Origin of the sequence: Shewanella corallii, from assembly GCF_023349125.1 — a bacterium.
Taxonomy (GTDB): Bacteria; Pseudomonadota; Gammaproteobacteria; order Enterobacterales; family Shewanellaceae; genus Shewanella; species Shewanella corallii.
Genome location: NZ_JAKIKT010000001.1, coordinates 745497 through 771261, shown reverse-complemented (window position 1 = coordinate 771261; position 25765 = coordinate 745497). Strand labels below are relative to the sequence as shown.

General features: G+C 52.1%; 22 protein-coding genes. 12 read left to right on the top strand and 10 right to left on the bottom strand.

Features of this window, described 5'->3' with window-relative positions; all coding sequences use genetic code 11:
• Window positions 1-40: 40 nt before the first annotated feature.
• Both nrdR and glyA read right to left on the bottom strand, forming a co-directional pair.
• A complete protein-coding gene (gene nrdR / locus L2725_RS03355) occupies window positions 41-490 on the bottom strand; it encodes a transcriptional regulator NrdR (protein WP_115135342.1) in 450 nt (149 codons plus the stop codon).
• Between the two features lie 160 nt (window positions 491-650).
• Window positions 651-1904: a serine hydroxymethyltransferase gene (gene glyA, locus L2725_RS03350; RefSeq protein ID WP_115135343.1), complete on the bottom strand. Its 1254-nt coding sequence runs from the start codon at window positions 1902-1904 to the stop codon at window positions 651-653.
• A gap of 429 nt (window positions 1905-2333) precedes the next feature.
• On the opposite strand from glyA, the gene L2725_RS03345 reads away from it, so the two are divergent.
• Both L2725_RS03345 and L2725_RS03340 read left to right on the top strand, forming a co-directional pair.
• Window positions 2334-2534: a hypothetical protein gene (locus L2725_RS03345; protein WP_249247646.1), complete on the top strand. Its 201-nt coding sequence runs from the start codon at window positions 2334-2336 to the stop codon at window positions 2532-2534.
• 8 nt (window positions 2535-2542) lie between these two features.
• On the top strand, window positions 2543-3757 hold the full coding sequence (locus tag L2725_RS03340; RefSeq protein WP_249247645.1) for an MFS transporter: 1215 nt from the start codon (window positions 2543-2545) through the stop codon (window positions 3755-3757).
• A gap of 165 nt (window positions 3758-3922) precedes the next feature.
• Here the strand turns inward: L2725_RS03340 and L2725_RS03335 are convergent, their stop codons facing one another.
• Window positions 3923-4984 carry a hypothetical protein gene (locus tag L2725_RS03335; RefSeq protein WP_249247644.1) on the bottom strand — a complete coding sequence of 354 codons (1062 nt, stop codon included), beginning with the start codon at window positions 4982-4984 and terminating at the stop codon, window positions 3923-3925.
• 349 nt (window positions 4985-5333) lie between these two features.
• Between L2725_RS03335 and ettA the strand changes: the two genes are divergently transcribed.
• Window positions 5334-7001, top strand: coding sequence for an energy-dependent translational throttle protein EttA (gene ettA / locus L2725_RS03330; protein ID WP_115135346.1), 1668 nt, complete (start codon window positions 5334-5336; stop codon window positions 6999-7001).
• A 216-nt stretch (window positions 7002-7217) separates the two neighbouring features.
• Entirely contained in the window at window positions 7218-7523 is a 306-nt protein-coding gene (gene hmuQ / locus L2725_RS03325) for a heme-degrading protein HmuQ (protein ID WP_249247643.1), read from the top strand.
• A 24-nt stretch (window positions 7524-7547) separates the two neighbouring features.
• Here the strand turns inward: hmuQ and sigZ are convergent, their stop codons facing one another.
• Both sigZ and L2725_RS03315 read right to left on the bottom strand, forming a co-directional pair.
• Window positions 7548-8084 (bottom strand): RNA polymerase sigma factor SigZ, encoded by a 537-nt coding sequence (gene sigZ / locus L2725_RS03320; RefSeq protein ID WP_115135349.1) that lies wholly within the window; start codon window positions 8082-8084, stop codon window positions 7548-7550.
• Between the two features lie 114 nt (window positions 8085-8198).
• Complete coding sequence (locus L2725_RS03315) at window positions 8199-9395, bottom strand: dicarboxylate/amino acid:cation symporter (protein WP_249247642.1); 1197 nt, start codon at window positions 9393-9395, stop codon at window positions 8199-8201.
• A gap of 250 nt (window positions 9396-9645) precedes the next feature.
• Between L2725_RS03315 and L2725_RS03310 the strand changes: the two genes are divergently transcribed.
• Window positions 9646-10248, top strand: coding sequence for a TIGR02466 family protein (locus L2725_RS03310; RefSeq protein WP_249247641.1), 603 nt, complete (start codon window positions 9646-9648; stop codon window positions 10246-10248).
• 183 nt (window positions 10249-10431) lie between these two features.
• Window positions 10432-11523, top strand: coding sequence for a metallophosphoesterase (locus L2725_RS03305; protein ID WP_283164199.1), 1092 nt, complete (start codon window positions 10432-10434; stop codon window positions 11521-11523).
• A 456-nt stretch (window positions 11524-11979) separates the two neighbouring features.
• Here L2725_RS03305 and pyrC read toward each other — a convergent pair whose 3' ends face one another.
• On the bottom strand, window positions 11980-13008 hold the full coding sequence (gene pyrC / locus L2725_RS03300) for a dihydroorotase (protein WP_249247639.1): 1029 nt from the start codon (window positions 13006-13008) through the stop codon (window positions 11980-11982).
• A gap of 410 nt (window positions 13009-13418) precedes the next feature.
• On the opposite strand from pyrC, the gene L2725_RS03295 reads away from it, so the two are divergent.
• From L2725_RS03295 to L2725_RS03285, 3 genes are all read left to right on the top strand, one after another.
• Window positions 13419-14516, top strand: coding sequence for an efflux RND transporter periplasmic adaptor subunit (locus L2725_RS03295; protein WP_249247638.1), 1098 nt, complete (start codon window positions 13419-13421; stop codon window positions 14514-14516).
• The gene (locus L2725_RS03290) at window positions 14516-17656 is read left to right on the top strand and encodes a multidrug efflux RND transporter permease subunit (RefSeq protein WP_249247637.1); all 3141 of its coding nucleotides are present in this window, start codon (window positions 14516-14518) and stop codon (window positions 17654-17656) included. Before L2725_RS03295 ends, L2725_RS03290 begins: the two co-directional genes overlap by 1 nt.
• Window positions 17657-17761: 105 nt before the next feature.
• Window positions 17762-18772 carry an FUSC family protein gene (locus L2725_RS03285; protein ID WP_249247636.1) on the top strand — a complete coding sequence of 337 codons (1011 nt, stop codon included), beginning with the start codon at window positions 17762-17764 and terminating at the stop codon, window positions 18770-18772.
• 154 nt (window positions 18773-18926) lie between these two features.
• Here L2725_RS03285 and L2725_RS03280 read toward each other — a convergent pair whose 3' ends face one another.
• Both L2725_RS03280 and L2725_RS03275 read right to left on the bottom strand, forming a co-directional pair.
• On the bottom strand, window positions 18927-19523 hold the full coding sequence (locus L2725_RS03280) for an FMN-binding negative transcriptional regulator (protein ID WP_249247635.1): 597 nt from the start codon (window positions 19521-19523) through the stop codon (window positions 18927-18929).
• Between the two features lie 338 nt (window positions 19524-19861).
• Complete coding sequence (locus tag L2725_RS03275; RefSeq protein WP_249247634.1) at window positions 19862-20287, bottom strand: OsmC family protein; 426 nt, start codon at window positions 20285-20287, stop codon at window positions 19862-19864.
• Between the two features lie 210 nt (window positions 20288-20497).
• Between L2725_RS03275 and L2725_RS03270 the strand changes: the two genes are divergently transcribed.
• Both L2725_RS03270 and L2725_RS03265 read left to right on the top strand, forming a co-directional pair.
• Entirely contained in the window at window positions 20498-20917 is a 420-nt protein-coding gene (locus tag L2725_RS03270) for a thioesterase family protein (RefSeq protein WP_249247633.1), read from the top strand.
• Between the two features lie 105 nt (window positions 20918-21022).
• Window positions 21023-21355 (top strand): DMT family transporter, encoded by a 333-nt coding sequence (locus L2725_RS03265; protein WP_162807077.1) that lies wholly within the window; start codon window positions 21023-21025, stop codon window positions 21353-21355.
• 29 nt (window positions 21356-21384) lie between these two features.
• Here L2725_RS03265 and L2725_RS03260 read toward each other — a convergent pair whose 3' ends face one another.
• The gene (locus tag L2725_RS03260; RefSeq protein WP_249247632.1) at window positions 21385-22881 is read right to left on the bottom strand and encodes a putative bifunctional diguanylate cyclase/phosphodiesterase; all 1497 of its coding nucleotides are present in this window, start codon (window positions 22879-22881) and stop codon (window positions 21385-21387) included.
• 24 nt (window positions 22882-22905) lie between these two features.
• A complete protein-coding gene (locus L2725_RS03255; RefSeq protein ID WP_115135361.1) occupies window positions 22906-23751 on the bottom strand; it encodes an HDOD domain-containing protein in 846 nt (281 codons plus the stop codon).
• A 390-nt stretch (window positions 23752-24141) separates the two neighbouring features.
• Here L2725_RS03255 and trhP point away from each other — a divergent pair, with 390 nt between their 5' ends.
• Window positions 24142-25491 (top strand): prephenate-dependent tRNA uridine(34) hydroxylase TrhP, encoded by a 1350-nt coding sequence (gene trhP / locus L2725_RS03250; RefSeq protein WP_249247631.1) that lies wholly within the window; start codon window positions 24142-24144, stop codon window positions 25489-25491.
• Window positions 25492-25765: the final 274 nt, after the last annotated feature.

The window sequence follows — 25765 nt, the reverse complement described above, 5'->3', positions numbered from 1 at the left end:
ACCCGGGTAGTAAAACCGGGCAGTGAAGCCCGGCATTCAATCACTTTTGCAGTTTGGCGATCGCTTCACCAAACTCGGAAACATCTTCAAATGCGCGGTATACCGACGCAAATCGAATATAGGCAACCTTATCCAGGTGCATCAACTGCTCCATCATCAGGTTACCAATCAACTCAGACGGAATTTCACGTTCACCTGTTGCACGCACCATGGACTTAATCTTACTGAGCGACTGCTCAATCTGATCCATGGACACAGGGCGTTTCTCTACCGCTCTGAGCATACCGCCACGCAGCTTCTCTTCATCAAAGGGCTGACGACTGCCATCCTGCTTAATCACACGTGGCATCACCAGTTCAGCACCTTCGAAGGTGGTAAATCTTTCGTGGCACTCTGTGCATTCACGGCGACGCCGGACCTGATGGCCCTCACCCACCAAACGTGAGTCGATAACCTTGGTATCGGTTGCGTTGCAAAACGGACAGTGCATTGTGCCTCCGGCAGAGCCTTAACTGGATATAGATCAAAATGGCCGCCGGGCAGTCAAGCTGCCGGCGGCCATCAAAGTCTATCCTATTTACACCAATGGAAAAAGCTGAGCTACCTCATATCTGGGTAAATTACTCAATCCATCAGCATCAATTCAGGATTCAGGCATACACAGGGAATTTGGCACACAGCTCAAGAACCTGCTGCTTCACCTTCTCAATGTTGCCTTCGTTGTTCACGTCATCCAGCACGTCACAGATCCAACCGGTCAGCAACCTGGCTTCATCTTCTTTAAAGCCACGACGGGTGATGGCAGGCGTACCGATACGGATACCGGAAGTCACGAACGGAGAGCGAGGGTCGTTTGGCACTGAGTTCTTGTTCACTGTGATGTTGGCGCGGCCCAGAGCAGCGTCAGCTTCTTTACCCGTGATATCTTTGTCGATCAGGTCCACCAGCATCAGGTGATTTTCAGTACCACCGGAAACAATCTTGTAGCCGCGCTCCAGGAACACTTCCACCATAGCTTTGGCGTTAGCCACAACCTGCGCCTGATATACCTTGAACTCTGGCTCCAGTGCTTCTTTGAAGGCCACCGCTTTACCGGCGATAACATGCATCAAAGGACCGCCCTGACCACCCGGGAATACGGCAGAGTTCAGCTTCTTGTGCAGATCTTCGTCATTATGGGCAGACAGAATGATGCCGCCACGAGGACCGGCCAGGGTCTTGTGAGTGGTAGAGGTCACTACGTGAGCGTGTGGCAGTGGGTCCGGGTAAACACCGGCTGCAATCAGACCTGCTACGTGAGCCATATCCACAAACAGGTAAGCACCCACTTTGTCAGCGATTTCACGCATACGGGCCCAATCAACCACGCCTGAGTAGGCAGAGAAGCCACCAATAATCATCTTTGGCTGGTGCTCAACGGCCAGAGTTTCCAGCTCGTTGTAATCAATCTTGCCCGCTTCATCGATACCGTAAGGAATGATGTCATACAGCTTGCCGGAGAAGTTAACCGGTGAGCCGTGAGTCAGGTGACCACCGTGTGCCAGGTTCATGCCCAGTACCTTGTCGCCTGGCTTCAACAGAGTCATATAGACGGCCTGGTTAGCCTGAGAACCTGAGTGTGGCTGCACGTTGGCATACACGGCACCAAACAGTTCTTTAGCGCGCTCGATAGCCAGGGTTTCTACTTTGTCGACATACTCGCAACCACCATAATAGCGCTTACCCGGATAACCTTCGGCGTACTTATTGGTCAGCTGAGAACCCTGCGCCTGCATTACGCGAGGACTGGTGTAGTTCTCGGAGGCGATAAGTTCAATGTGCTCTTCCTGACGACGGGTCTCATCCTCAATCGCCGCAAACAGGTCGGGATCGTAATCCGCGATGTTCATGTCTTTAGTCAGCATGGTCACTCCGGCTGTTAAATTAATAAACTTATTCTTAATCGTAGGGTTGCGCGGTATTCTACTCCGCGATTGATCACAATCACAGTCCAGTCATCCTGAAAATGTTGCAAGGCTGTATAGAAATCCGTTCATCGTCGCTATTTCACACAGCCTGCAAACGACAATCCCTTTTCGCACAAGGCTTTGACATGAACAGCCTGACTTGTTCGGCAAAACGTAAACTCAATTCCTGTCCCCTATCTTGCTACGTGCATTGTCGCCATTCAGTTTACCTGCCGTCTTTGTGCCAAATTCCCTTTGGAGCCAGTTCCAAATCACGAATACCTTCACACTATGCACCTGAGGCATAGGGGCAAGGGCAATTTGTTATTGGAGAAACTGTGATCGGCCCAGTAAACTGCGCGGCTTTCATTACATTAGGCATTGTTTATGTTCTCCCAATCCCTGCGTGCCCAGCTGTGTCGAATGACACTGCTGCTGACTGCCACCTTGCTGGTAGTACACCACACGCCCGGCTTGATTGAGCTGCTGGCCAGTCATGCTACACAGGCCGGTTGCCATCAGGGCGGTCAGCATTCAACCGGCGAACAAAACACCCGTCAGGGCGACTCTGCCCACCACCATCACTGAGTTTTTCTATGAGTATTTTCCGCTTCCCCCTGCTGGTTTGGTTGGGGATAGGGATATTGATCATCTGTCTGGGGATTAGACAATCATTCGGCATTTTCATGATGCCGGTTTCCGAGTTTTTCGGCACTGGCCGCGAGTTCTTCAGCTTTGCCATTGCGCTGCAGAACCTGTTGTTCGGCGTGTTTCAACCCTTTGTGGGAATGGCTGCTGACCGCTTTGGTGCCAAGCGCGTGGTCATTGGTGGCTCAATAGCCTATGGCCTGGGTTTATACCTGACCTCAATAGCCACTGAGCCAAGTGTATTGCTGTTCTCACTGGGCGCTTTGGTCGGTCTGGGCCTGAGTGCCACCAGCTATGTCATTATTCTTGGTGCCGTGGCCAAAGTCGTGCCTGCCGAACATGCTGCCAAGGCCTTTGGCCTGACAACGGCCGCAGGTTCTTTCGGCATGTTTGCGGTGATCCCCGGCGCTCAGTATCTGTTGAGTGATTTTGGCTGGCAGCAAGCAATGATGGTATTCGCCGCTCTGTGCTCAGTCATGGCTGCCTTCGGTCTGTTTATGAACACAGCAGCAAAGCCAGACGGCCAGAATCAAACGACTCCAGTACCGGAACAGACGTTGAAACAGGCGCTGAGTGAAGCCTTCCATCACAAAGGCTACTGGCTGATCCATGCTGGCTTCTTTGTGTGTGGCTTCCATGTGATGTTTATTGCCACCCACCTGCCCTCTTATCTGGCAGATAAACACCTGCCAGCCTCCAGCGCAGCCATGGCTCTGGCTTATGTGGGTATCTTCAACATCTTCGGTTCCTACTTCTGGGGCGTAATGGGTGACAGATTCAACAAACGCCACGTGATGTGTGCTTTGTATATGATGCGTACTGCGGTTATCGGTGCCTTTGTGATGCTGCCTGTCACCGTGGATACCGCCGCCATATTCGGCGCTGCCATTGGTTTTTGCTGGCTGGGCACTGTGCCTTTGACCTCAGGCCTGGTACGTCAGATTTTCGGTGCCCGTTATCTGTCGACCCTGTACGGTCTGGTGTTTTTCACCCACCAGGTCGGCAGTTTCCTGGGTGCCTGGGCCGGTGGCCGCCTGTACGACATTACCGGCTCCTACGATGCGATCTGGTATGCCACTGTGGTACTGGCCTTTATCGCAGGTATTCTGCACCTGCCAATTAACGATAAGCCGATTGAGCGTAATCAGCTTGCTGTCGTTTAACCCGAGACGATATCTTAAAGGTACTGTACTAAAGCGGGCTGCTACTGAAGAGTTGCAGCCCGCTTGGCTAAAGAGGTCTTAACTGATCATGTTTTACAAAATCAAGTATCGAAGAAGAGTTTGAGCCGTGGGCAATTCCTTACGTCCATAACTAAAATTTGAGTGTTACATCAATCCTAAATCGGTAGCCTTGGACTCCATACGGACAGGCCGTAATGCGGGCACTATAACTTCCTTCGAAACCTCTCCCCAGCTGTCCAGCTCTGTTCTTATAACTTTGTCAAATGGGTAATCTCTATATCTATCATTAACTACTGCCTCAATAATCTTCGCGGATATATTTATCAACTCAATTTCGGTTGGTGGGACATATTCCCTATCAAGAGCATTATGAAGAATTTGGCGTTGATCATTATAAAAACCAAAATATAGCAACTCCCCCGAAGAGTTCCTTGCTGTATGTGACCTAGAGAATGAATCTTGCAATACATGAAGTAATGAACCCAAAGCAATATTGCGTGTTGTTTCTTGGCTAAATGGAATTTGTTCACATTTTAAATCTGAGCGCCTTTTACATTTCAAACTAAATAGTCCGTCCGCTCTCCACATTTTCCTTTTAGGATTTCCCTCAAGCATTATCGATTTAAATATTTTTGCATTTTCTCCCGTCATCCGGTAATGAACGCCTTTAAAGTAAAGATCCCCATGTAATGAGCCCGTCGCCACCCGATACGAATACTCCATCCAAGCAATCATTTTTTTGTATGTATCTGCTGCTACCTCTGATTCACTACTGGCCATAGCATGTAAAAACTGCATGTCTCCGCAATGTGTTCTGTAGTGCAAATCCCATTCTGAATCCACTTTTTCTGCAATATCTTTTTTACAAGAATGCTTGAACGTTAAGGCGCCCCCTAAAATGTCTTGGCGAAACATTTGAAGAGGGTCATCATTCCAGCGGACACCTATAACTAGATCTTCTATTAAATTTACTTTTTCCTCATCGTTCAGTTGAGGAAGATTCGCGGCCAGAACGGATTTCAGAATCAATGATTCATGAACCGGAACTCCTTTACCACTAATAAACTTACTATCATTGAAATACCACGCACCATTTTCTGATTTCAATTTGCTATCTAAATCAAGCTGAAACGCTTCTGTTCGTTCCCATGGGGCGTAAATTAACAAAACGATTATAACGTTTAGAAACTGTCTCAAGAAAATCATCTCATCTTCCTCAATATGGAAAAGCGATCAATCCGTTACCAACGCCAATAAAACACTATCAGACAACTGGAGGATTTTCGAACCAGTCTATATGTATTTGTTGTAGTACCAGCAACTCATGTCACCAAACCGAGCCGTCCCATTCAACCTACTATACTGTTGATAGTAGAATCCAGGGTGTAAATACCAGGAACAAAAAGAGCTATCCCTCAACTTGTTCAATCCTCCAACAAAGCAATGAATAGCGAATGTTTTTTCATCATCCATGAGTAGTAACACCACGCTACTCTCTGGCAGTAAATGCTGCAATTTAGTAAACTGCGGCCAATTTTGAACACAGGAATTAACCATGGCTCAGTTTGTTTACAGCATGCTGAGGGTAGGGAAAATCGTTCCCCCCAAAAAGCAGATCCTCAAAGATATTTCGTTAAGCTTCTTCCCAGGCGCCAAGATTGGTGTTTTGGGTCTGAACGGCTCGGGTAAATCTACCCTGCTGCGCATTATGGCCGGTATCGATACCGAAATTGAGGGTGAAGCCCGCCCTATGCCAGGCATTAAAATCGGTTACCTGCCACAGGAGCCAAAACTGGATCCTGAGCAAACCGTTCGTGAAGCCATCGAAGAAGCAGTGTCTGAGGCCAAAAACGCTCTGACCCGTTTGGACGAAGTTTACGCCGCATATGCTGAGCCAGATGCCGACTTCGATGCCCTGGCCAAAGAGCAGGGTGAACTGGAAGCTATCATTCAATCTCAGGATGCCCATAACCTGGACAACATTCTGGAACGTGCAGCCAATGCTCTTCGTCTGCCTGAATGGGATGCCAAAATTGAGGTGCTGTCTGGTGGTGAGCGCCGTCGTGTCGCTATCTGTCGCCTGCTGCTGGAAAAACCAGACATGCTGCTGCTGGACGAACCGACCAACCACCTGGACGCCGAGTCTGTAGCCTGGCTTGAGCACTTCCTGCAGGAATATTCAGGTACTGTTGTGGCAATTACCCACGACCGTTACTTCCTGGATAATGCCGCTGGCTGGATTCTGGAACTGGACCGTGGTGAAGGTATCCCATGGGAAGGTAACTACTCCTCCTGGCTGGAGCAGAAAGATGCCCGTCTGCAGCAGGAATCTGCCGCCGAAAGCGCCCGTCAAAAGACCATTGCCAAAGAACTGGAGTGGGTACGTCAGGGTGCCAAGGGTCGTCAGTCCAAAGGTAAGGCCCGTATGGCCCGCTTTGAAGAGCTGAACACCAGTGATTACCAGCGTCGTAACGAGACCAACGAACTCTTCATTCCACCTGGACCACGTCTGGGCGACAAGGTCATTGAAGTCAACAACCTGACCAAGACCTATGGCGACCGCGTACTGATCGACAACCTGTCTTTCTCTGTACCCAAAGGCGCTATCGTCGGCATTATCGGTGCCAACGGTGCGGGTAAATCGACCCTGTTCCGTATGATCAGTGGCGCAGAGCAACCGGACAGCGGTGAAATCTCACTGGGTGATTCAGTGCAAATTGCTTCGGTTGAACAGTTCCGCGATTCCATGAATGACAAGAACACAGTATGGGAAGAGATTTCCGGTGGTCAGGACATCATGCGTATCAACAACACTGAAATCCCGAGCCGCGCCTATGTGGGTCGCTTTAACTTCCGTGGTGGCGATCAGCAGAAGATTATCGGTCAGCTGTCCGGTGGTGAGCGTAACCGTGTACATTTGGCCAAGCTGTTGCAGGCTGGCGGTAACGTATTGCTGCTCGACGAACCAACCAACGACCTTGACGTAGAAACCCTGCGTGCACTGGAAGAGGCTCTGCTGGAATTCCCTGGCTGTGCCATGGTGATCTCCCACGACCGTTGGTTCCTCGACCGTATCTGTACCCACATCCTGGACTATCGTGATGAAGGTCAGGTGAACTTCTACGAAGGTAACTACACTGAGTACTCAACCTGGTTGAAGAACACCTATGGCACCGATGTGGTAGAACCGCACCGTCTGAAGTACAAGCGTATGAGCAAATAAGCTTACTCTTGTCCCTTGAAAAGCCAGCGCCCAGCGCTGGCTTTTTTTTATTGCCTGCTTCATTCGGAAACAAGCTTGCACTTAAACGATAAATGAAATCATAGCCATCTGTTTTCAAAGGCTTGTCGATAGACAAAGGACAAGTTAGGGTGACCTCTCAAAGGTTGAATCTGCGCGAGCGTCTATCGCTCAGCCATTAAAGAAAGGAATGCAGACATGTATATCGCCATGAACCGCTTCAAAATTAAACCTGGCTGTGAACAGGACTTTATCGATATCTGGGCTGGCCGTGACAGCTATCTGGAGACAGTGCCGGGTTTTAAATCCTTCAATCTGCTGCAGGGCGAAAGTAGTGAAGAGTTCACCCTGTTTTCTTCACACGCCATCTGGGAATCAAAACAGGCATTTGAAGCCTGGACCAAGTCAGACGCCTTCCGTAAGGCCCATGCCAATGCAGGTAAAGGCCGCAAGGATATCTATGCAGGCCCACCAAAGCTGGAGTGTTTTGAAGCCGTGCTTTAACCACCTAATAATCAAGCCGGGCTTTCAGCAGCGTTGAGATCCCGGTTTTTTGGGACTGAATGAAGTCACTCCGCCACGGCCAACCTCAATATCACAACAGGCAGTGAACTTCTCTTTGAGCAGTATCCGGCCGCGCTGAACGCGACTCTTGGCACCGGACAGGGACAATCCGAGTTCATCCGCCACCTGTTGTTGATTCTTACCATCCAGATCAGCCATCTCCAGTGGCACACGATATTTCTCCGGTAACTCTTCCATCAAAGGGCGCAAACACTCAGACAATTGCTGGTGCGCCATCTCGGTTTCGTCTGCGTCAGGTGACTCCAGAGAATCAGGTAACTCATCCCAGGGCTTTGATTGGCGAAAATGGTCCATCAAAGTGTTATAGGCAATGCGATGCAGCCAGGCGCTCAAACTGGTTTGAGATTTCAGGGTGTGCCACTGAGTGTGCGCCTTAATGTAGACCTCCTGCAGAATGTCATCTGTGTCGGCATCATGGTTAAGATGGCGGGCAAGATAACTTCGCAGTTTGGCTTTATGGAGCTGCCAGTGATGTTCCATAGTGTTATCCGGGGACAGACGTTTGCTGGAATGAGATACCGGCAATTTTAGCCGCAAAGTCCCGGGGAACAAACTCCCCGGGGTGTTAAAGCAATCTCGGGTTCAGGCCCGATACTATACTTTGTCCACCTGGGACGATGCAGAATCAGAGCCGGGGAACAGGCCTTCCAACATCAGGGCAATGGCACCATCACCGGTCACATTGGTAGCAGTACCAAAGCTGTCCTGCAGCGCAAACACTGCCAGCAACAAGGCCACGCCCGTGGCATCAAAGCCAAGCACACCAACCACCAGGCCCATGGAGGCCATTACTGTCCCTCCCGGCACACCCGGCGCACCAATGGCGAAAATGCCAAACAGCAGGATAAACAGCGCCATGGTGCCCATAGATGGCAGCGCGCCATACAGCATGAGGGAAATCACCATCACAAAGAAGGTTTCGGTCAGCACAGAGCCTGCCAGATGAATGGTCGCTCCCAGTGGAATAGCAAAATCCACAGTGTCTCGTCTCAGCACAGGAGACTTACCGGCGCACTCCAGTGCTACCGGTAAAGTGGCTGCGCTGGACATGGTACCCACCGCCGTCAGGTAAGCCGGGCCGTAATGGCGCAGTACCTGCCAGGGGTTCTTACGCGAAAGAGCGCCGCCAATGCCATAGAGCACCGCCAGCCAGATCACATGGCCGATAATCGCCAGCACCACCACTTTAAGGAATACCGGTAGCTGCTCGGTCAATGTGCCTTCATAGGCCAATCCCGCAAAAGTGGCCGCCACAAAGAAAGGCAATACGGGGATCACCATGCCTTTAACCACCAGCAGCATGATAGATTCAAATTCACCCAGCAGGGCTTCAAACTGTTTGGCCTTGGTGGACAGCACAGCAATCCCCAATACGATGGCGGTGACCAGGGCACTCATAACTGACATCAAAGGTGGAATGTCCAGCTTGAATACCGCCTCAGGCACATGACGCAATGCCTCAATGGAGGTGGGCACCGACATATGAGGGATAATCCACAATCCGGCAAAATACGCCATAGTCGCCGCGCCTACAGCAGACAGGTAGGCGATGGAGATAGCGGCCCCCAACATACGATTGGCATTGTGCCTGAGGCGGGTAATCGCCGGCGCAATAAAGCCAATAATCACTAAAGGCACCATAAAGAAAATAAACTGGCCCAGGGTGTATTTAATGGAGCTCACCACGGCCATGGCATTTTCATCGGCTACCAGGCCAACTCCGGCCCCCAGCACTATGCCGCCAAACAATTTGAGGATTAATCCCCACTCTTTGAATCTGTTGCTTTGCACGCTTTTATCCTCGGAAATCGGCGCCCTCAGGTGGCACCGGACTGTTAGACGTATCTTTCCATAAAAAGACGCAAAATAATGCCGCCCTGTCTCTGTAATCAGCCCGCTAAATGCGTACTGGATTACAAATGTGACAAAAGCTCCGCCACTGGATGAAGAATTATGAAAAATAAGGGCAGATAGCTGAACACTTCTTATCAGGGATTCATCATGTTAGGGTTATGACAAACAATAAAAACAGTCAGTTACCATGAAAATCGATCTTTGGTTTGCCACCCCTGTATACCACCATGATGCCAGTGAGGCTGAGGCCGGGATGATCCAGTCCAGCGTAGCGCAAATGCTGGATACCGAATACAAAGAAATACTTTCCCGGGACGACGCCAAATCCCGCAGCTATATTCAGTCGCGGCACCTTGAGCACAGACAGGTCTTACACAAATACCAACTGGATGAATTGCATCACTGGCTGACTCAACACTGCGGTGGCTTTATCAAAAAACTGCATCCGGATGCCAAAGCGCTGGAGATCAGGGAGAGTTGGCTGAACTTCTACTTCCCCGGCGACAGTCAGGAAGTACATCACCATATGCACCCTACCAGCCCCTCCTTTATCAGCGGTAGCCTGTACCTGGAAGCTGAGCCCAACTCAGGGGATATCAAGTTCTACCACCCCGCCTTTGGCGCCAGCGGCTATCAATCCTCACAGGGACTGGAGACCTTTGAAGCCAGCTATGCCCCCAAACCTAATCGTCTGGTGCTGTTCCGCTCCCACGTCCCCCATGGCGTGATGCAAAACCGTTCTGACAAGGTGCGGATCTCCCTGAGTTTTAATGTGTATATTCAGGACTGACCCTGGGGCCTCAGCTGGAACCACTGCATAAAATTACATTTTCGTTACAAGTCGATTGTATACAGTTTCACCAGCTGGCAAGATAGGCACACTTTACCCGGCAAAGACCGGGCTTACTCCTGAATAATGATAACCAAGGAAGAAGCTGTGCCTTTTCGCCAAATTAGCCGCCGTCCTGCGCTGATGGCCTTGCCCCTGATATTCCTAAGCTCCGGTCTGCTTGCTACTGTCCTGACCGGCTCCTCCCTGGCCAGCCAGCATGATGTGACTGACGGCCCTTACGTGTTTGCACCGGATAGAAAGCCAGACAATGCCAGCTGGATCTGTCACAGCGAACACAAGCAAACCCATATCGACTCTCCCAAAGTACTGCGCCCTGAAAACTGTGGCGAACTGCCGCAGCCGACTCTGCATGAACTGAAAAACACCGTAGAAGCCGATAGCTTCTCCGGTGTCGACACCATAGTCGCCTTCAGTGATGTCCACGGTCAGTACGATGTCATGCACACACTGCTTCGCAATCAGGGCGTGATTGACAAAGATGACAACTGGGCGCTGGGTAAAGCACATCTGGTGATCACCGGCGATATGTTTGACCGTGGTCCACAAATCAACGAAGTACTCTGGCTGGTATACCAACTGGATAAACAGGCTCAGGAAGCGGGAGGCCGTTTGCACCTGCTGATGGGTAACCATGAGCAGATGGTGCTCAAAGGAGACCTGCGCTATATCCATCCAAGATACAAGGTCACAGAGGAGCTGACCGACAGAAAATATGATGCCCTGTATGGCACAGAAACCGAGCTGGGACAGTGGCTGCGTAGTAAGCACACCCTGGTGAAAATCAACGATATGCTGTTTATGCATGGTGGCATCAGCCCTGACTGGCTGGAGACAGATCTCACCATCAGTAAGGCCAATAACCTGTACCGCGAGCACATAGATACTCCCAAACAGGAGATCAAACAGTCAGAGCTGCTCAACTTCCTGTTCTACAAAAATGGCCCAACCTGGTATCGCGGTTATTTCAAAGGCAAAAATATGCTGAATGAAAAGCAGATTGACCAGCTGCTGGCACATTTCGGCGTTAACCATATCGTGGTGGGCCACACCTCTCAGGACAGAGTGCTTGGGCGTTTCAACAACAAGATTATCGCTATTGACTCCAGCATTAAGAGAGGTGAGTCCGGTGAACTTCTTTGGGTCGAGGACGGCAAGCTCAGCCGTGGCCTGTATCAGGGTGGCAAGGTCAGCCTGACCAGCGACCAGGATTGAAACTTAAGTCGCGCTGACAAGGATAAAAGCCACTAACTACGAAGCGCTCACTGCGTTTACTCACGAAGAACACGAAGGTAAGGCATTAAGGGCGGTAAGCTCCTTTGCTTTTCTTCGTGTCCTCTGTGTTCTTCGTGGTGATCCACTTTGGCTTTGAGAAACACAACAAGGCCACAGCGCTGACAGCAAAAGAATGTTTGGCCACGAAGCACTCGCGCTGCTCGCTTCACTAAGAACACGAAGGAAAAGCGACGCAAACACGAAAGCCATTTCCCAAGCCCTTGCCTGTGAAGCTTTTGCCCTTCTTCGTGTCTTCTGTGTCCTTCGTGGTAATCCGCTTTGGCTCTGGCTTTGGCTTTTCCCCATAACCTCACAGCCCTTTGTGGTCGAAACCGCTTTTCCCGCAGGATCAAAAAAGCCGCTCAATGAGCGGCTTTTTGTATTTAAAGTGAAAGTTTAGGCCTTCACTTTCCAGCTGATAGTTTCACCGGCGCGGATAGGTACCACAGTGCCATCAGCCATAGGGTAGCTCGCGGGCACCTGCCACTCATCCTTCACCAGAGTCACAGTGTCTGTGTTGCGTGGCAGACCGTAGAAATCAGGGCCATTGTGGCTGGCAAAGGCTTCCAGCTTGTCCAGAGCATTGACTGACTCAAAGGCTTCTGCGTACAGTTCCAGCGCCGCATGGGCGGTGTAAGAACCGGCACAACCACAGCTGGCTTCCTTCTTATCCTTGGTGTGCGGAGCAGAGTCTGTACCCAGGAAGAACTTCTTGCTGCCGCTGGCAGCCGCAGCCAGCAGGGCGTCCTGATGGGTATTGCGCTTCAGAATAGGCAGGCAGTAAAAGTGAGGACGAATACCACCGGCCAGCATATGGTTGCGGTTGTAAAGCAGGTGGTGAGCGGTAATGGTAGCCGCCACGTTGTCGTTGGCTGACATCACAAAGTCCACCGCATCCTTGGTGGTAATATGCTCCAGCACTATCTTCAACTCAGGGAAATCCGCCACCACTTTAGACAGAATATTTTCGATAAAGATGCGCTCACGGTCGAAGATATCAATGGCAGAGTCAGTCACTTCGCCGTGCACCAGCAGCAAGATACCCTCTTCCTGCATCACCTTAAGCACAGGGTAAATCTTCTCGACATTGGTCACACCTGAGTCAGAGTTGGTAGTGGCGCCGGCCGGATACAGCTTACAGGCAACCACTTTACCGCTGGCCTTAGCCTTACGGATCTCTTCAGGGTCAGTGTTGTCAGTCAGATACAGCACCATCAGCGGCTCAAAACCGGTTTCAGTGTGAGACTTGATGCGCTCATAGTATTCCAGTGCCAGTTGTGTGTTGGTCACAGGAGGCACCAGGTTAGGCATTACAATGGCGCGGCCCATATAACGTCCGGCGTCGCGAACAGTATCAGGCAGGGAGGCTCCATCACGCAGGTGAATGTGCCAGTCATCAGGGCGGGTAAGAGTCAAAGTGGTCATAGTGCTTATTCTTTATCTTTGTGGGTGGCAGGGATCTTATGTGCCCAACATCCCAAGGGCAAGTCTATCGTCGTTAATTTCATGTCAAAGCTGTGTAAAATCTACCCGGTTCGCAATTCCACTACCAAAACCAGGGCTTTATAGCCAAACAAAAGCACTATTTTCAGGCTTTCCAGAGGGTAACAATAAACTAAGGCGAATTTTCAGAAGATAGCTTATATCTCCCTGACAAGAACTCAGGCCAAATGCCAGTAATACCTTGTTACAAAGCTGAACAACCAGAGTGATCCACATCACACAAATCAACAAATCAGTGGTGATATTTACATAGCTTTACCCCGCTTTTACTGCAATTTCATAGAATACGCTGTCCAAGTTTGCGTAATTGCCGTTTTGCGAGATAAGAGCCCATGAAAAAAGCCAGTAGTCCGCTGCTACCCCTGTCCCTGTTCACCATGTTTTTCCTGGTTTGCCTGGGCCTGTTCAGTCCCTCCCTTTATGCCAAGCCCGGCCATGGCGGGGCCGCCCGTGAAGTGGCCGTGGTAACCGGCCTGGTCGAGCAGGAAACCCTGGCCCAGCATGTCACCGTCATCGGCAAACTGGCCGCTAAAAAGTCGGTAGAGCTGGCACCTCAGGTCGCCGGTAAGGTGAGCCATATTCTGGTGACTGATAATCAAAAGGTCAGCAAGGATCAGGTGTTGTTCGAGCTGGACCATGCCCGTGCTCAGGCTGCCGAAGATGAAGCTCTGGCTTACCTCAAAGATGAACAGCGCAAACTGACCGAATTTGAAAAGCTGAAAGACTCAGACGCAGTGACCCAGAGTGAAATTGACGCTCAGCGCGCCAAAGTCGCCATGGCCAAAGCCCGTCTGGAAGCGGCTGCAGCAGAGCGGGACTATCACAACGTCAAGGCCCCCTTTGACGGTCATGTCGGCCTGATTGATTTCTCCGAAGGCAAAATGGTCACCACTGGCAGCGAACTGGTGACCTTGGATGATCTGAGCCAACTGCACCTGGATCTGGCTGTGCCGGAACAATACCTGTCCCGCTTAAGCCGCGGCATGACAGTACAGGCCCGCTCTCAGGCCTGGCAAACCACCCTTTTTAACGGCCAAGTGGTGGCTATAGATCCCCGGGTAAATCCGCAAACTCTGAACCTGACTGTGCGCGTTGCCTTTGACAACCCTGAGCTGAAATTGATGCCAGGCATGATGCTGTCTGCCGATATCAAGCTGCCCGCTGTGACTCAGGCGGCAATCCCGGTACAGGCGCTGGAATACTCTGGCACCAAACGTTTCGTTTATATCCTGGGTGATGACTCCAAAGTGAAGCGCACCGAGGTCAAACTAGGTGCCCGTATCGGTGACAAGGTACTGATCAACGACGGCGTAAAAGTGAATGACGTTATCGTGGTACAGGGTCTGGTGAATATGCGCGACGGCGTAAAAGTGAAAGTGCTGCCACAGCAGACCGCCAACAAAGTTGAAGTCGCAGGAGAACATGGCTGATGCTGCTGTCTGATGTATCGGTAAAACGCCCGGTTGTTGCCATCGTACTGTCGCTGCTGCTGTGCGTATTCGGCATCGTCTCTTTCAGCAAACTGTCTGTCAGGGAGATGCCGGATGTAGAGAGCCCGGTTGTCACGGTAATGACCACCTATAAGGGAGCCGCTGCTTCCATTATGGAAAGCCAGGTCACTCAGGTACTGGAAGACCAGATCACTGGTATCTCTGGTATCGAAGAGGTCACCTCGGTCACCCGTAACGGTATGTCCCGTATTACCGTAGAGTTCGAGCTTGGCTGGGATCTGATTGAAGGTGTGAGCGACGTGCGTGACGCCGTGGCCCGTGCCCAGCGCAGCCTGCCCGACGATGCCGACGACCCTATGGTCTCGCGGGATAACGGCTCGGGTGAGCCTGCTGTGTATCTGAACCTCAAGTCCGCGATTATGGACCGCACCCAGCTGACCGACTATGCCCAGAGAGTGTTAGTAGACAGATTCAGCCTGCTGACCGGCGTCAGCTCAGTGAGTATGACTGGCGCCCTGTATCAGGTGATGTACGTGCAGCTTGAGCCAGAGCTGATGGCGGGTCGTGACGTCACCACAGCTGACATTATTGCCGCTCTGCGCGCCGAGAACGTTGAAGCCCCGGGTGGTCAGGTGCGTAACGACACCACAGTCATGTCAGTACGTACTGACCGTCTGTATCAGCAGCCGGAAGACTTCGACTATCTGGTGGTGCGCCGCACTGCCGATGGCTATCCCATCTACCTGAAAGATGTCGCCCGGGTATTTATCGGTGCCGAAAACGAAAACTCCTCGTTCAAGAGTGACGGTGAAGGCAACCTGAGTATCGGCATCATCACCCAGTCCGACGCCAACCCGCTGCAGGTCGCCAAAGCCGTGTCTGCCGAAGTGGACAAGGTGCAAAAGTTCCTGCCGGAAGGCACCACACTCATGGTGAACTACGACAAGACAGTATTTATCGAGCGCTCTATCGAAGAGGTGTACTCCACCCTGTATGTCACAGGTATTCTGGTGGTACTGGTGCTGTATGTCTTTATCGGTCAGGCCCGCGCCACCATTATTCCGGCGGTCACAGTACCCGTCTCTCTGATCTCGGCCTTTATCGCCGCCTACCTGCTGGGTTACTCCATCAACTTGTTAACCCTGATGGCGCTTATCCTGGCCATTGGTCTGGTGGTGGATGATGCCATCGTGGTGGTGGAGAACATCTTCCACCATATCGAAAAGGGTGAGCCACCACTGCTGGCCGCCTACAAGGGTACCCGTGAAGTGGGCTTTGCCGTAGTGGCAACCACGGCAGTGCTGGTGATGGTGTTCCTGCCTATCTCCTTTATGGATGGCATGGTGGGTCTGCTGTTTACCGAATTCTCAGTGATTCTGGCCATGGCGGTGATCTTCTCCTCCGTGGTGGCGTTAACTCTTACACCTGTGATGTCCAGCTACCTGCTGAAAGCCAACGTTAAACCGGGCCCATTCACCAAGTGGGTCGATAGGCAGTTTGCCGGTCTTGAGCGGGTATACCGCAAAGCCGTTGCTGTGGCAGTTCGCTTCCGCTTTGCCGCCCCGCTGGTGATTATCGCCTGTGTGGCAGGCAGTGTAGGCCTGGCCAAACTGGTACCGTCCCAACTGGCACCACAGGAAGACCGTGGCGTGGTGTTTGCCTTTGTCAAAGGCGCCGAAGGCACCAGCTACAACCGAATGACAGCCAATATGGATATCGTAGAAGAGCGCCTGCTGCCACTGCTGGGTCAGGGTGTACTGCGTTCATTCAATATGCAGGCTCCGGCATTCGGTGGCCGCGCCGGTGATCAGACCGGCTTTGTCATCATGCTGCTGGAAGACTGGGAAGACAGAGATGTGCATGCCACTGACGCGCTGAAGATGATCTCTGCTGCCCTTAAGGACATTCCCGATGTGAAGGTATGGCCCATGATGCCGGGCTTCCGCGGTGGCTCCAGCGAACCGGTACAGTTTGTACTGGGAGGCAGTGACTATCAGGAGCTGAACAAGTGGGCTCAGCAGCTGCAAATCGTCGCCGAAGAGTCTGGCATAGTCACAGGGGTGGATCTGGATTACGCCGAGACCACACCTGAGCTGCTGGTCACAGTAGATCGCCAGCGCGCCGCCGAACTGGGCGTCAGCGTCAAGGATATCTCAGACACCCTGGAAGTGATGCTGGGCGGCCGTAAAGAGACCACCTATGTTGAGCGTGGTGAAGAGTACGACGTCTACCTGCGCGGTGACGAAAACAGCTTTGACTCAGTGTCTGATCTGAGCCAAATCTACCTGCGCAGTGACTCAGGCGCATTGGTAACGCTGGACAGTCTGACCAAAATTGAAGAGGTGGCCTCTGCCCAGAAGCTGAGCCACACCAACAAGCAGAAGTCCATTACCCTGAAAGCCAACCTTGGCCCGGGTTATACCCTGGGTGAAGCGCTGGACTTCCTGGATGCTCAGGCGATTGAAAAACTGCCAGCTGATATCAGTATCGACTATGCCGGTGAGTCCAGAGACTTTAAAGAAAACCAGAGCAATATGGCCATGGTGTTCGGTCTGGCGCTGTTGGTGGCCTATCTGGTACTGGCGGCTCAGTTCGAAAGCTTTATCAACCCTCTGGTGGTGATGTTCACTGTGCCTATGGGTATCTTCGGTGGCCTGCTTGGTTTGCTGCTGATGAGCCAGGGTCTGAACCTCTACAGCCAGATCGGTATGATCATGCTGATAGGTATGGTGACCAAAAACGGTATTTTGATTGTGGAGTTCGCCAACCAGTTGCGTGACAAAGGTCTCGAGCTGAACGAAGCCATTATCGATGCTTCCGCCCGCCGTCTGCGCCCCATTTTGATGACAGCTTTCACCACACTTGTGGGTGCGGTACCTTTGATTATCAGTACCGGAGCCGGTGCAGAAAGCCGCATTGCCGTGGGTACCGTAGTGTTCTTCGGTATGGGCTTTGCCACCCTGGTGACCCTGTTTGTGATCCCGGCCATGTACCGTTTGATCTCAGGTAATACCAAGTCTCCGGGCTTTGTGGCTCAGAAGCTGGAAGCCATGGAAGCCAAAGCCGCCGCTCTGGCCAGCGAGCCTCCTGCCACAGGTCAGCCTCAGGCCGGGCAGTAAATTGGCCCAAAGCCATTAAACATACTTCACAAAGGGCAGCTCAGGCTGCCCTTTGCTTTAGCGGTTTCATACACTAATCCTAATCCCCCTTCAGAGAAAACACAGGTGCTGGAATCGCCAACCCGGTTTGAGTGGATCCGTGGCAGTGGCTATGCCATCGCAATGGGTCTGCCCTTGCTGCTCAGCTATATTATCGATGCCCCGCAAACCCTGGCCTTTGTGGCGCTGGGAGCCATGTTTGCTCTGCGGCTGGATCCCCGCCACGGTACCAGCCAGCAGGTGTTTGCCATCGTTGGCGGCATGTGTTTGATGATAGCTTCAGGCGCATTGGGTGTGCTGCTTGTGGGCCACAGAGAGCTGGCCATTGCCGCGCTGGTGCTTATCGCGTTTCTGGCCGGGCAGCCCAGGCCGGAACAGGCGTATTTGAGCTTACTGGGTAAATTCACCGCCGCTGCCATGTTGCTGGCCGAGATGGGACTGCCCGCCACACTGAATACTGCCCTCGCCTATCTGCTGGGTGCATTACTGGCGCTGCTTATCAGCTTTATTGTCGCCGCACTGGCAAAGGATGACCCACAGGGCTGGTCGCCTGCCACTGAGCTGAAACAACTGATGGCCGGCGATATCAACGGCCCCCTGTTTGGCCTGACGCTGCCACTCACCATTCTGGCTGCCACCTTGAGTGGCCTTGCCCTGCATGCCCAGCACGCCGCCTGGGTAGGCCTGACCGTACTGTTTGTCATGCACGTCAATGACGCCAATACCTGGCAAAGACTGCGGCAACGCATTATCGGCACCCTGCTGGGAGTGCTTATCGCTTATATGCTGGTGATGTGGCTGCCCAGAGACTTTTACCCGCCCATTATCCTGGTGCTGGCACTGTTTATCCCGGCGGTGATGCGCCAGAGTTACCAGTGGTTCAGTTTGCTGATTTCAGTCCTGGTGCTGTTGGTGATTGATATTGCCATGGTGCATCAGGGCGGCGACTTGCAGCTTATTCGCTGGCGCTTCTTCGATACCCTGATTGGCTGCCTGTGGGTAGCGACCGCTCTGGTCATTCTGAGATTTGCCAAGCACTGGTGGCCGGAAAAAAACAGGAACAAGAAGAGCATTTAGCCACGAAGCGCTCGCGCTGCTCGCTGCACAGAGCACACGAAGGAAAAGCAAGACAAGAACACAATGCCAAATCAGCAACCAGCCTCTATATCTTTTAGGTGCTTTTGCCCTTCTTCGTGCGCTTCGTGTCCTTCGTGGTGAGCCGCTTTTAATATCAGCTGCCCAGGCCGATTTCACGCCTGCGCATGTATTGACAAAGCTGCTGGCTCTCCAGACTGTCCGACAGACACAAAGCCTGCGCCACCCCGGCTTGATCGGCCGCTGAGCGGTGTTGCCCCAGCTTCTCATTACCCTGCAGGGTTTCTATGGTGATTTTAAAGCCGACTATGCCCTTACTGAGTTTGTCCTTGTACTCAGCAGGTATCTCAAGTTCGGGTTCATATTTGCTGACCGTCTTATCCAGCATCTGCATTGTGGTGGCATCATCAGTCAATTCAAGCACGCCAACGGCATGCACGGCCGCATAGTTCCAGGTGGGCACAGCAGGAGATGACTTATACCAGGTCGGAGAGATGTAAGAGTGCGGGCCAGAAAATATCACCAGTACCCTGCCCACTGCTGTTTTCCAGTGACGGTTTGCCCTGGCAAAGTGACCGTAAAGCACGCCCTGTTCGCCCTCATCGGCCCGCAGCAACAGTGGCAGATGGGAAGCTTCAAAGTCAGGAGAGATTAACGCCCCAAAACCATGCGTCCGAATAAAGTCATGTATCTCATCTGTGCCATTCATTTGCCATTTTTCCGGTACATGCATCTGAGTTTTGTCCCTGTGTTAACACCTGAAGAAGGCCCAAGCTAGCAAAAAGCGGTACCAAATGAACAGCGCATTATTTTCACAGACAGACCATATTCCCCTCTGATGCTGTCCCCATAAAAAACAAAGCCGCAATCAGTAATCTGACTGCGGCTTACAAAGACGATTTAGCCACGAAATGCTCGCGCTGCTCGCTGCACTGAGAACACGAAGGGAAAGCAAGACAAGAGCGAAACGCCAAATCAGCAACCGCTCTTTATCGTTTAGGTGCTCTTGCCCTTCTTCGTGCGCTTCGTGTCCTTCGTGGCAAGCCGCTGTTGCTTTAAGCTTTTACCGCCTCAAACAGGTTGATGATTCACCAGTGTCTTGTTGAGCAGGTTGTCGTGCACAGGACAGCGGTGGCAAACCCGATCGAGGAAAGCCAGTTTCTCATCGACGCTCATATCGGCGTCGATATCCGCATCAATATCTATCTGCTTAAAGCCGACAGGGTCGTCGCTGGGCTGACCCAACAGACCCGCGCTGTTGAGGGAACCACGCACCTTGATTTCAATGCCGCGCAGGGCGATTTTCTCTTCACGGGCCACCATCTTGGCAATGGTAGAGATACACCCGGCCAGCGAGAACAGAAAGGTCTCCAGCGGGTTCGCCCCCTCATTGGTACCGGTTGGCTGGTCAATCACCAACAGGTGGTCCCTTACCTGTGCCGTCACCTTCCATCCGGCGCCCATTTGTGTGGTTACTTCAACTACCTTTTCAGCCATATTCCACCTCTACTGTACTGCTGACTATCCTGTTCCACAGAACTGATTAGCAGTGCTGAATCCCGGGTTTTGTTCGCCCAATCAACACACTGCAAATCAATCATTAGAAAAATCTAATAAGACTTTACTCCCTGCTGACAAAGCATGCAAGTTGAAATAAGCAATTGATTATGCGAATGTGCGCCAACACAAACTTAGGTGCGCAAGCTGATGGACAAGCTGAATTTCAGCCGGGAATTTCACTACCCGGTACAGATATTTTACGAAGACACTGACTTCTCAGGAGTGGTGTATCACGCCAACTTTCTGCGTTACTTTGAGCGCGCCCGGGAAGAGATGATTGGGGCCAAATTGCTTAAGCAACTATGGCAGGAACAGGGCTGCGGTTTTGCCGTTTATCGCTGCGATATGACCTGTCATCAGGGCGTCGAGTTTGCCGATATGCTGGATATCCGCAGTCAGGTGGCGTTCGAAAGTCAGTTCCGTACCGTGTGGAAACAATCTATCTGGCGAGAAGGTGCCAGCCGACCCGCAGTCACGGCCACCATCGAGATGGTTTCTCTTGGGCCTGACAAGCAACTGATAGCCATTCCGGAGCAGGTTCTGAGCCGATTGCAGCAAGAGGTCTGACTCAGCTCACATAAACGCCGCCATCCCTGCGCCGAATCAGTTTTCATCGGGCAAAATAGCCAGATCGCATCCCCGCCGCGTCAACGTCCGGCATCTGAGGAGTTCATCATGGGATACATGTATCTGGCCATCGCCATCATAGGTGAGGTTATTGCTACCTCGGCGCTCAAAGCCTCTGAAGGTTTCACCAAACTCTGGCCCAGCCTGCTGGTAATTGCAGGATATGGCGTTGCCTTTTACTCGCTGTCGCTGGTGCTCAAAACGCTGCCCGTCGGCAGCGCTTACGCCATTTGGTGTGGTCTGGGAATTGTGATGATCTCAGTGGTCGCCGCCGTCCTTTATAAACAGATCCCGGACTGGCCAGCAGTCATAGGCATGGGACTGATTATTGCGGGAGTGATGGTGATCAGCCTGTTTTCCAAAACCGGCGGGCACTGATTCAGGACGTGAGCTGAAACCTGTTGGTGTTAACTGCAGGCTCCTGACTGCTGCTGTTTCTGGCGGTGGAACAGTACCAAATCTTCCGCGGTCATAGGCAAACCTATCAGCTCACCCTGCAGCTTATCGGCACCCATGGTCGTCAGCATTTCACAAATGCCATGGGTTTCCACCCCTTCCACTGTCACCTCAAATCCCAACTTTCTCGCCAGCAGGATACTGGTTTCCATAATGTGTTGAGCGTGGGGATCGGTCAGCAGCTCATCCAGAAACGCCTTATCGATTTTCACCTCATCCACTGGCAGGTGTTTAAGATACGCCAGCGATGAGTGACCGGTACCAAAGTCATCAATAGCCAGCTTAACGCCCAGCTCTCTGAGCCGGTTCAGGGTTGCCAACGACTTGTCGACATTGGCCATCAGGGTGCTTTCGGTAATCTCTACCATCAGCGCATCTGCTGGCAGGTCGTACTGTTTCAGCCGGGTCTCTATCTCCTGGGACAGGCTGTTACTGGACAGATCCTGAGTCGACAGATTCACTGCCACCTGCAACGCCAGCCCCTGAGAGCGCCACTGTTGTTGCTGCTCCAATACCGTCATCAAGGCCCAGCGGCTGACCAGTTCTATCATGCCCGCATACTCGGCCAGGGGAATAAACTCACCGGGCGACACCATGCCCAATCTGGGGTGCTGCCAGCGAATAAGGGCTTCAACCTGACGGAAGCCGGACTCATTTACCCCCTGCTTGGGCTGATACATCATAAACAACTGCCCCTGCATCAGACCTCTGGGCAGGTCATGGATCAGAGTCAGCTCCCGCACCTGATGCCTGTCGTCGCCTTCGCCATAAAAGCCGATAAGATCTTTCGACTCCCGGCTCTGCTTTAAAGACAGATCCAGCCTGCGCAATAACAAACTGACATCATCGGGAATATGTTCGTGGGTCAGACAACCAAACTGCAGCTTGATGCTGATAGGCGTGCCGTTGATATCGAAGGGAACCTGCAGTCGCCCCCTCAACTGGTTCAGCTTTTCCCTGTCTACCTCCTCATCGTAATAGAGCAGGAACTCATCCCCCTTCACCCGGGCCAGTAACTCAGGTTGACGATGCAGGGTCTGCAAACGCTCGGTCAACATAATCAGCAGCTTGTCGCCAAAGTTAAAGCCGAACAGATCATTGACGTAGCGAAAGCGATGGATATCCAGAATCACGAAGGTGCCTGAGGTAATGGGCGACATTCTGCCCACCGCACTTTTGAAGCCAAGCCGGTTCAGCAAACCTGTGAGTTTATCTGTCCCAAGGTCCGCAGGCAGCGAATCCAGCAGCTCTTCGAGGTTGTCACAAAGGGGTTTAAAACTGACGGGAATACCGTGGATATTAAGCGGTTCAGCAGGAAGCTTTCGACGGCGAATACTGGCAACCAGCCGCCGCAGAAATTGTTGCTGGCGATACTGGATAACCAGCAACACCAACACCATCAGAGCCAGCAGCACAATTGCCAGCCCGGCCGCAGATGACCAATCCATCACAGGTAAACCCTGCTGTTGGAGTTATTCATAGCTGTGCTTGATTGAATGGTAGAGATCCTGAAAGGTATCACTATCCAGCTCCTCTGGGGAGACCGGAAGGCCACGTTCTACAAAAACGTTCATACGTTCTGCAAACGCATCCCCGGCCCTCAACTCGCCCGTGTAAAAAGCGGCGGCACGAATAAAGTCAATATAGCCTACTCTCTTTGGCAAGTAATGCAGATCCGCCCAGCGGTCGACCACTTCCATTACAGACGCAGAAAAATCCCAACTCTTCAGCACGGCACCGCCAAGAGGGCCCTGCAGTTTACGCACTATGGCTCTGAGTTGGTCAACATTGGTAAACAGTTCAGGGTGTGACTCCGCCTCGGTCAGCACAGGCAAAGCCCCGATATTATGCACCAGACCCGCCAGACCGAGGGTTTCCATATCCAGCTCACCCTTGCCATGGCGCATCTGGTATAACTGCAGCATGGCACCGGCGGCCGCCGTCACTTCAATAGAGGTCAACCACACCTCATCCATCACTTCCCATACCATCTCATTGGTAGAGACAAACAACTGCTCCATCGCGATAGAAGTGGCAATTTTACGGATTTGGTCCAGCCCGATACGGTTAACGGCAACATTGATATTGTCCGCCCTTTTGGCTCCCCGGGAGTACATCACCGAGTTGGCCACCTTGATAAGACGGGCTGACATAGAGGCATCATGACCGATGATTTCAGCAACCTGCTTAAGGCTGGCGTCAGGCCGACCTGCGATCTCCTGAACCTGCATCGCTGCTTCCGGCAGCGTGGGCAACACCAGCGTGTCGTTTTTAAGTTTTCTGAGCAGTCCCACCAAAATCTGCTGTTCAACTGACATAGCTATTCCCTTTCTATCTTCTTATATCCTGCAACCAAAAGCGGGTGAACACGCCTTCACCATCCCTCAGTATATCCTTAATTCCACAAGATTTTTATCACATTCACGCCGACAAATTAACAAAGCGTCCAAATTCTGTAATCCATTAAATCCAAACCGTTAATCCACACTGTCCGGTGTCACTCACCCCCTCCCATCTAATAGCTTAGTTGCCTGTGTTAGTTCTGTTGCATTAAATGCCGGAATAAATACCCCTGTCGAACGCTCAGGAATTGATGTGCCGGCCGGGATTGAGTAAAATGCCGCCCCCCGCGCTTGCTCACTTGAACCGAGCCAGATGCTGCCAGAGCAGACACTGAACATGAGCGCCAACCCGAGAAGAGAGTGATTATGTTTAAACCTGAGCTATTGTCCCCTGCCGGGACGCTGAAAAACATGCGTTACGCTTTTGCCTATGGTGCAGATGCGGTTTACGCCGGCCAGCCAAGATACAGTCTGCGTGTACGTAACAACGACTTCAAAATGGAGAACCTGGCTCAGGGTATCCAGGAAGCTCACTCTCTGGGCAAGAAGCTGTACGTGGTGAGCAACATCGCTCCCCACAACGCCAAGCTGAAGACTTATATCAAGGACATGGAACCTGTGGTTGCCATGAACCCTGACGCCCTGATCATGTCTGATCCGGGTCTGATTATGATGGTGCGTGAAGCCTTCCCGGATCAGGTGGTTCACCTGTCTGTTCAGGCCAATGCCATCAACTGGGCATCGGTAAAATTCTGGGAGTCTCAGGGCATCAAGCGTGTGATCCTGTCCCGCGAACTGTCACTGGACGAGATTGAAGAGATCCGTCAGCGCTGCCCGGATATCGAACTGGAAGTGTTCGTACACGGCGCGCTGTGTATGGCTTACTCAGGCCGCTGCCTGCTGTCCGGTTACATCAACAAGCGTGACCCTAACCAGGGTACCTGCACCAACGCCTGTCGCTGGAAATACGACGCCCACGAAGCCACCGAAAACGAAGCCGGTGACGTAGTGGCGATTCAACCAGCCACCACTCTGGGTGCCGGTGAACCAACAGACAAGATCTTCCTGCTGCAGGAAAACAACCGCCCTGGCGAATATATGCCGGCGTTTGAAGATGAGCACGGCACCTACATCATGAACTCCAAAGATCTGCGCGCCATCCAGCACGTAGAGCGTCTGGCCAAGATGGGTATCGACTCACTGAAGATTGAAGGCCGTACCAAGTCCTTCTACTACGTGGCCCGTACCGCTCAGCTGTACCGTCAGGCGATTGAAGATGCCGTTGCCGGTAAAGACTTCGACCGCGGCCTGATGAACCGTCTGGAAGGTCTGGCTCACCGTGGTTACACCGAAGGCTTCCTGCGCCGTCACGTACATGATGAGTACCAGAACTACGAGTACGGCCACTCCATCAGTGATAACCAGCAGTTCGTGGGTGAATTCACTGGTAACCGTAACGCCGCCGGTCTGGCCGAAATTGAAGTGAAGAACAAGTTCCTGGTTGGCGACAGCCTGGAGATGATGACCCCACAGGGCAACATCAATCTGACCCTGGAGTCACTGGAGAACCGTAAAGGTGAAGCAGTGGAAGCAGGTTTAGGCAGTGGTCACACTGTGTATATGCCAGTCCCTGCAGATCTGGATTTGAATGCGGGTATTTTGCTGCGTAACCTGCCTGAGGGCATGGATACTCGCAATCCGCATGCAGCGAAGTGATTTTGTTGCGCTTTGAGTAAGCGCTGAAACTGAAAAGGCTACCGATTGGTAGCCTTTTTTGTCTCCTTCGGAGACGGAGGGGGGAAGGAGCTACGCTCCTTTTTAGTTTGTGATGCCTTGCGGCATGCCAAGCTGCGCTTGGCGGAGATCGAAGCCTTCCAGGCTTCACCCGGGTCAGGGGTATTGCTTGTCCAATACCCCTAACAACCCCAAGGACACCCCAACCGAAGTTGTTATCCATCGTGAAATGACTTCAATTACGCAACCGCCACCG

Coding starts and splice junctions, on each gene's coding strand:
- L2725_RS03270 (WP_249247633.1), top strand. CDS start 20,498: ATGGACAAGCTGAATTTCAGCCGGGAATTTCACTACCCGGTACAGATA.
- hmuQ (WP_249247643.1), top strand. CDS start 7,218: ATGTATATCGCCATGAACCGCTTCAAAATTAAACCTGGCTGTGAACAG.
- L2725_RS03345 (WP_249247646.1), top strand. CDS start 2,334: ATGTTCTCCCAATCCCTGCGTGCCCAGCTGTGTCGAATGACACTGCTG.
- L2725_RS03310 (WP_249247641.1), top strand. CDS start 9,646: ATGAAAATCGATCTTTGGTTTGCCACCCCTGTATACCACCATGATGCC.
- L2725_RS03340 (WP_249247645.1), top strand. CDS start 2,543: ATGAGTATTTTCCGCTTCCCCCTGCTGGTTTGGTTGGGGATAGGGATA.
- L2725_RS03255 (WP_115135361.1), bottom strand. CDS start 23,751: ATGTCAGTTGAACAGCAGATTTTGGTGGGACTGCTCAGAAAACTTAAA.
- L2725_RS03305 (WP_283164199.1), top strand. CDS start 10,432: ATGGCCTTGCCCCTGATATTCCTAAGCTCCGGTCTGCTTGCTACTGTC.
- pyrC (WP_249247639.1), bottom strand. CDS start 13,008: ATGACCACTTTGACTCTTACCCGCCCTGATGACTGGCACATTCACCTG.
- nrdR (WP_115135342.1), bottom strand. CDS start 490: ATGCACTGTCCGTTTTGCAACGCAACCGATACCAAGGTTATCGACTCA.
- L2725_RS03260 (WP_249247632.1), bottom strand. CDS start 22,881: ATGGATTGGTCATCTGCGGCCGGGCTGGCAATTGTGCTGCTGGCTCTG.
- sigZ (WP_115135349.1), bottom strand. CDS start 8,084: ATGGAACATCACTGGCAGCTCCATAAAGCCAAACTGCGAAGTTATCTT.
- L2725_RS03335 (WP_249247644.1), bottom strand. CDS start 4,984: ATGATTTTCTTGAGACAGTTTCTAAACGTTATAATCGTTTTGTTAATT.
- trhP (WP_249247631.1), top strand. CDS start 24,142: ATGTTTAAACCTGAGCTATTGTCCCCTGCCGGGACGCTGAAAAACATG.
- L2725_RS03280 (WP_249247635.1), bottom strand. CDS start 19,523: ATGCATGTACCGGAAAAATGGCAAATGAATGGCACAGATGAGATACAT.
- glyA (WP_115135343.1), bottom strand. CDS start 1,904: ATGCTGACTAAAGACATGAACATCGCGGATTACGATCCCGACCTGTTT.
- L2725_RS03290 (WP_249247637.1), top strand. CDS start 14,516: ATGCTGCTGTCTGATGTATCGGTAAAACGCCCGGTTGTTGCCATCGTA.
- ettA (WP_115135346.1), top strand. CDS start 5,334: ATGGCTCAGTTTGTTTACAGCATGCTGAGGGTAGGGAAAATCGTTCCC.
- L2725_RS03275 (WP_249247634.1), bottom strand. CDS start 20,287: ATGGCTGAAAAGGTAGTTGAAGTAACCACACAAATGGGCGCCGGATGG.
- L2725_RS03295 (WP_249247638.1), top strand. CDS start 13,419: ATGAAAAAAGCCAGTAGTCCGCTGCTACCCCTGTCCCTGTTCACCATG.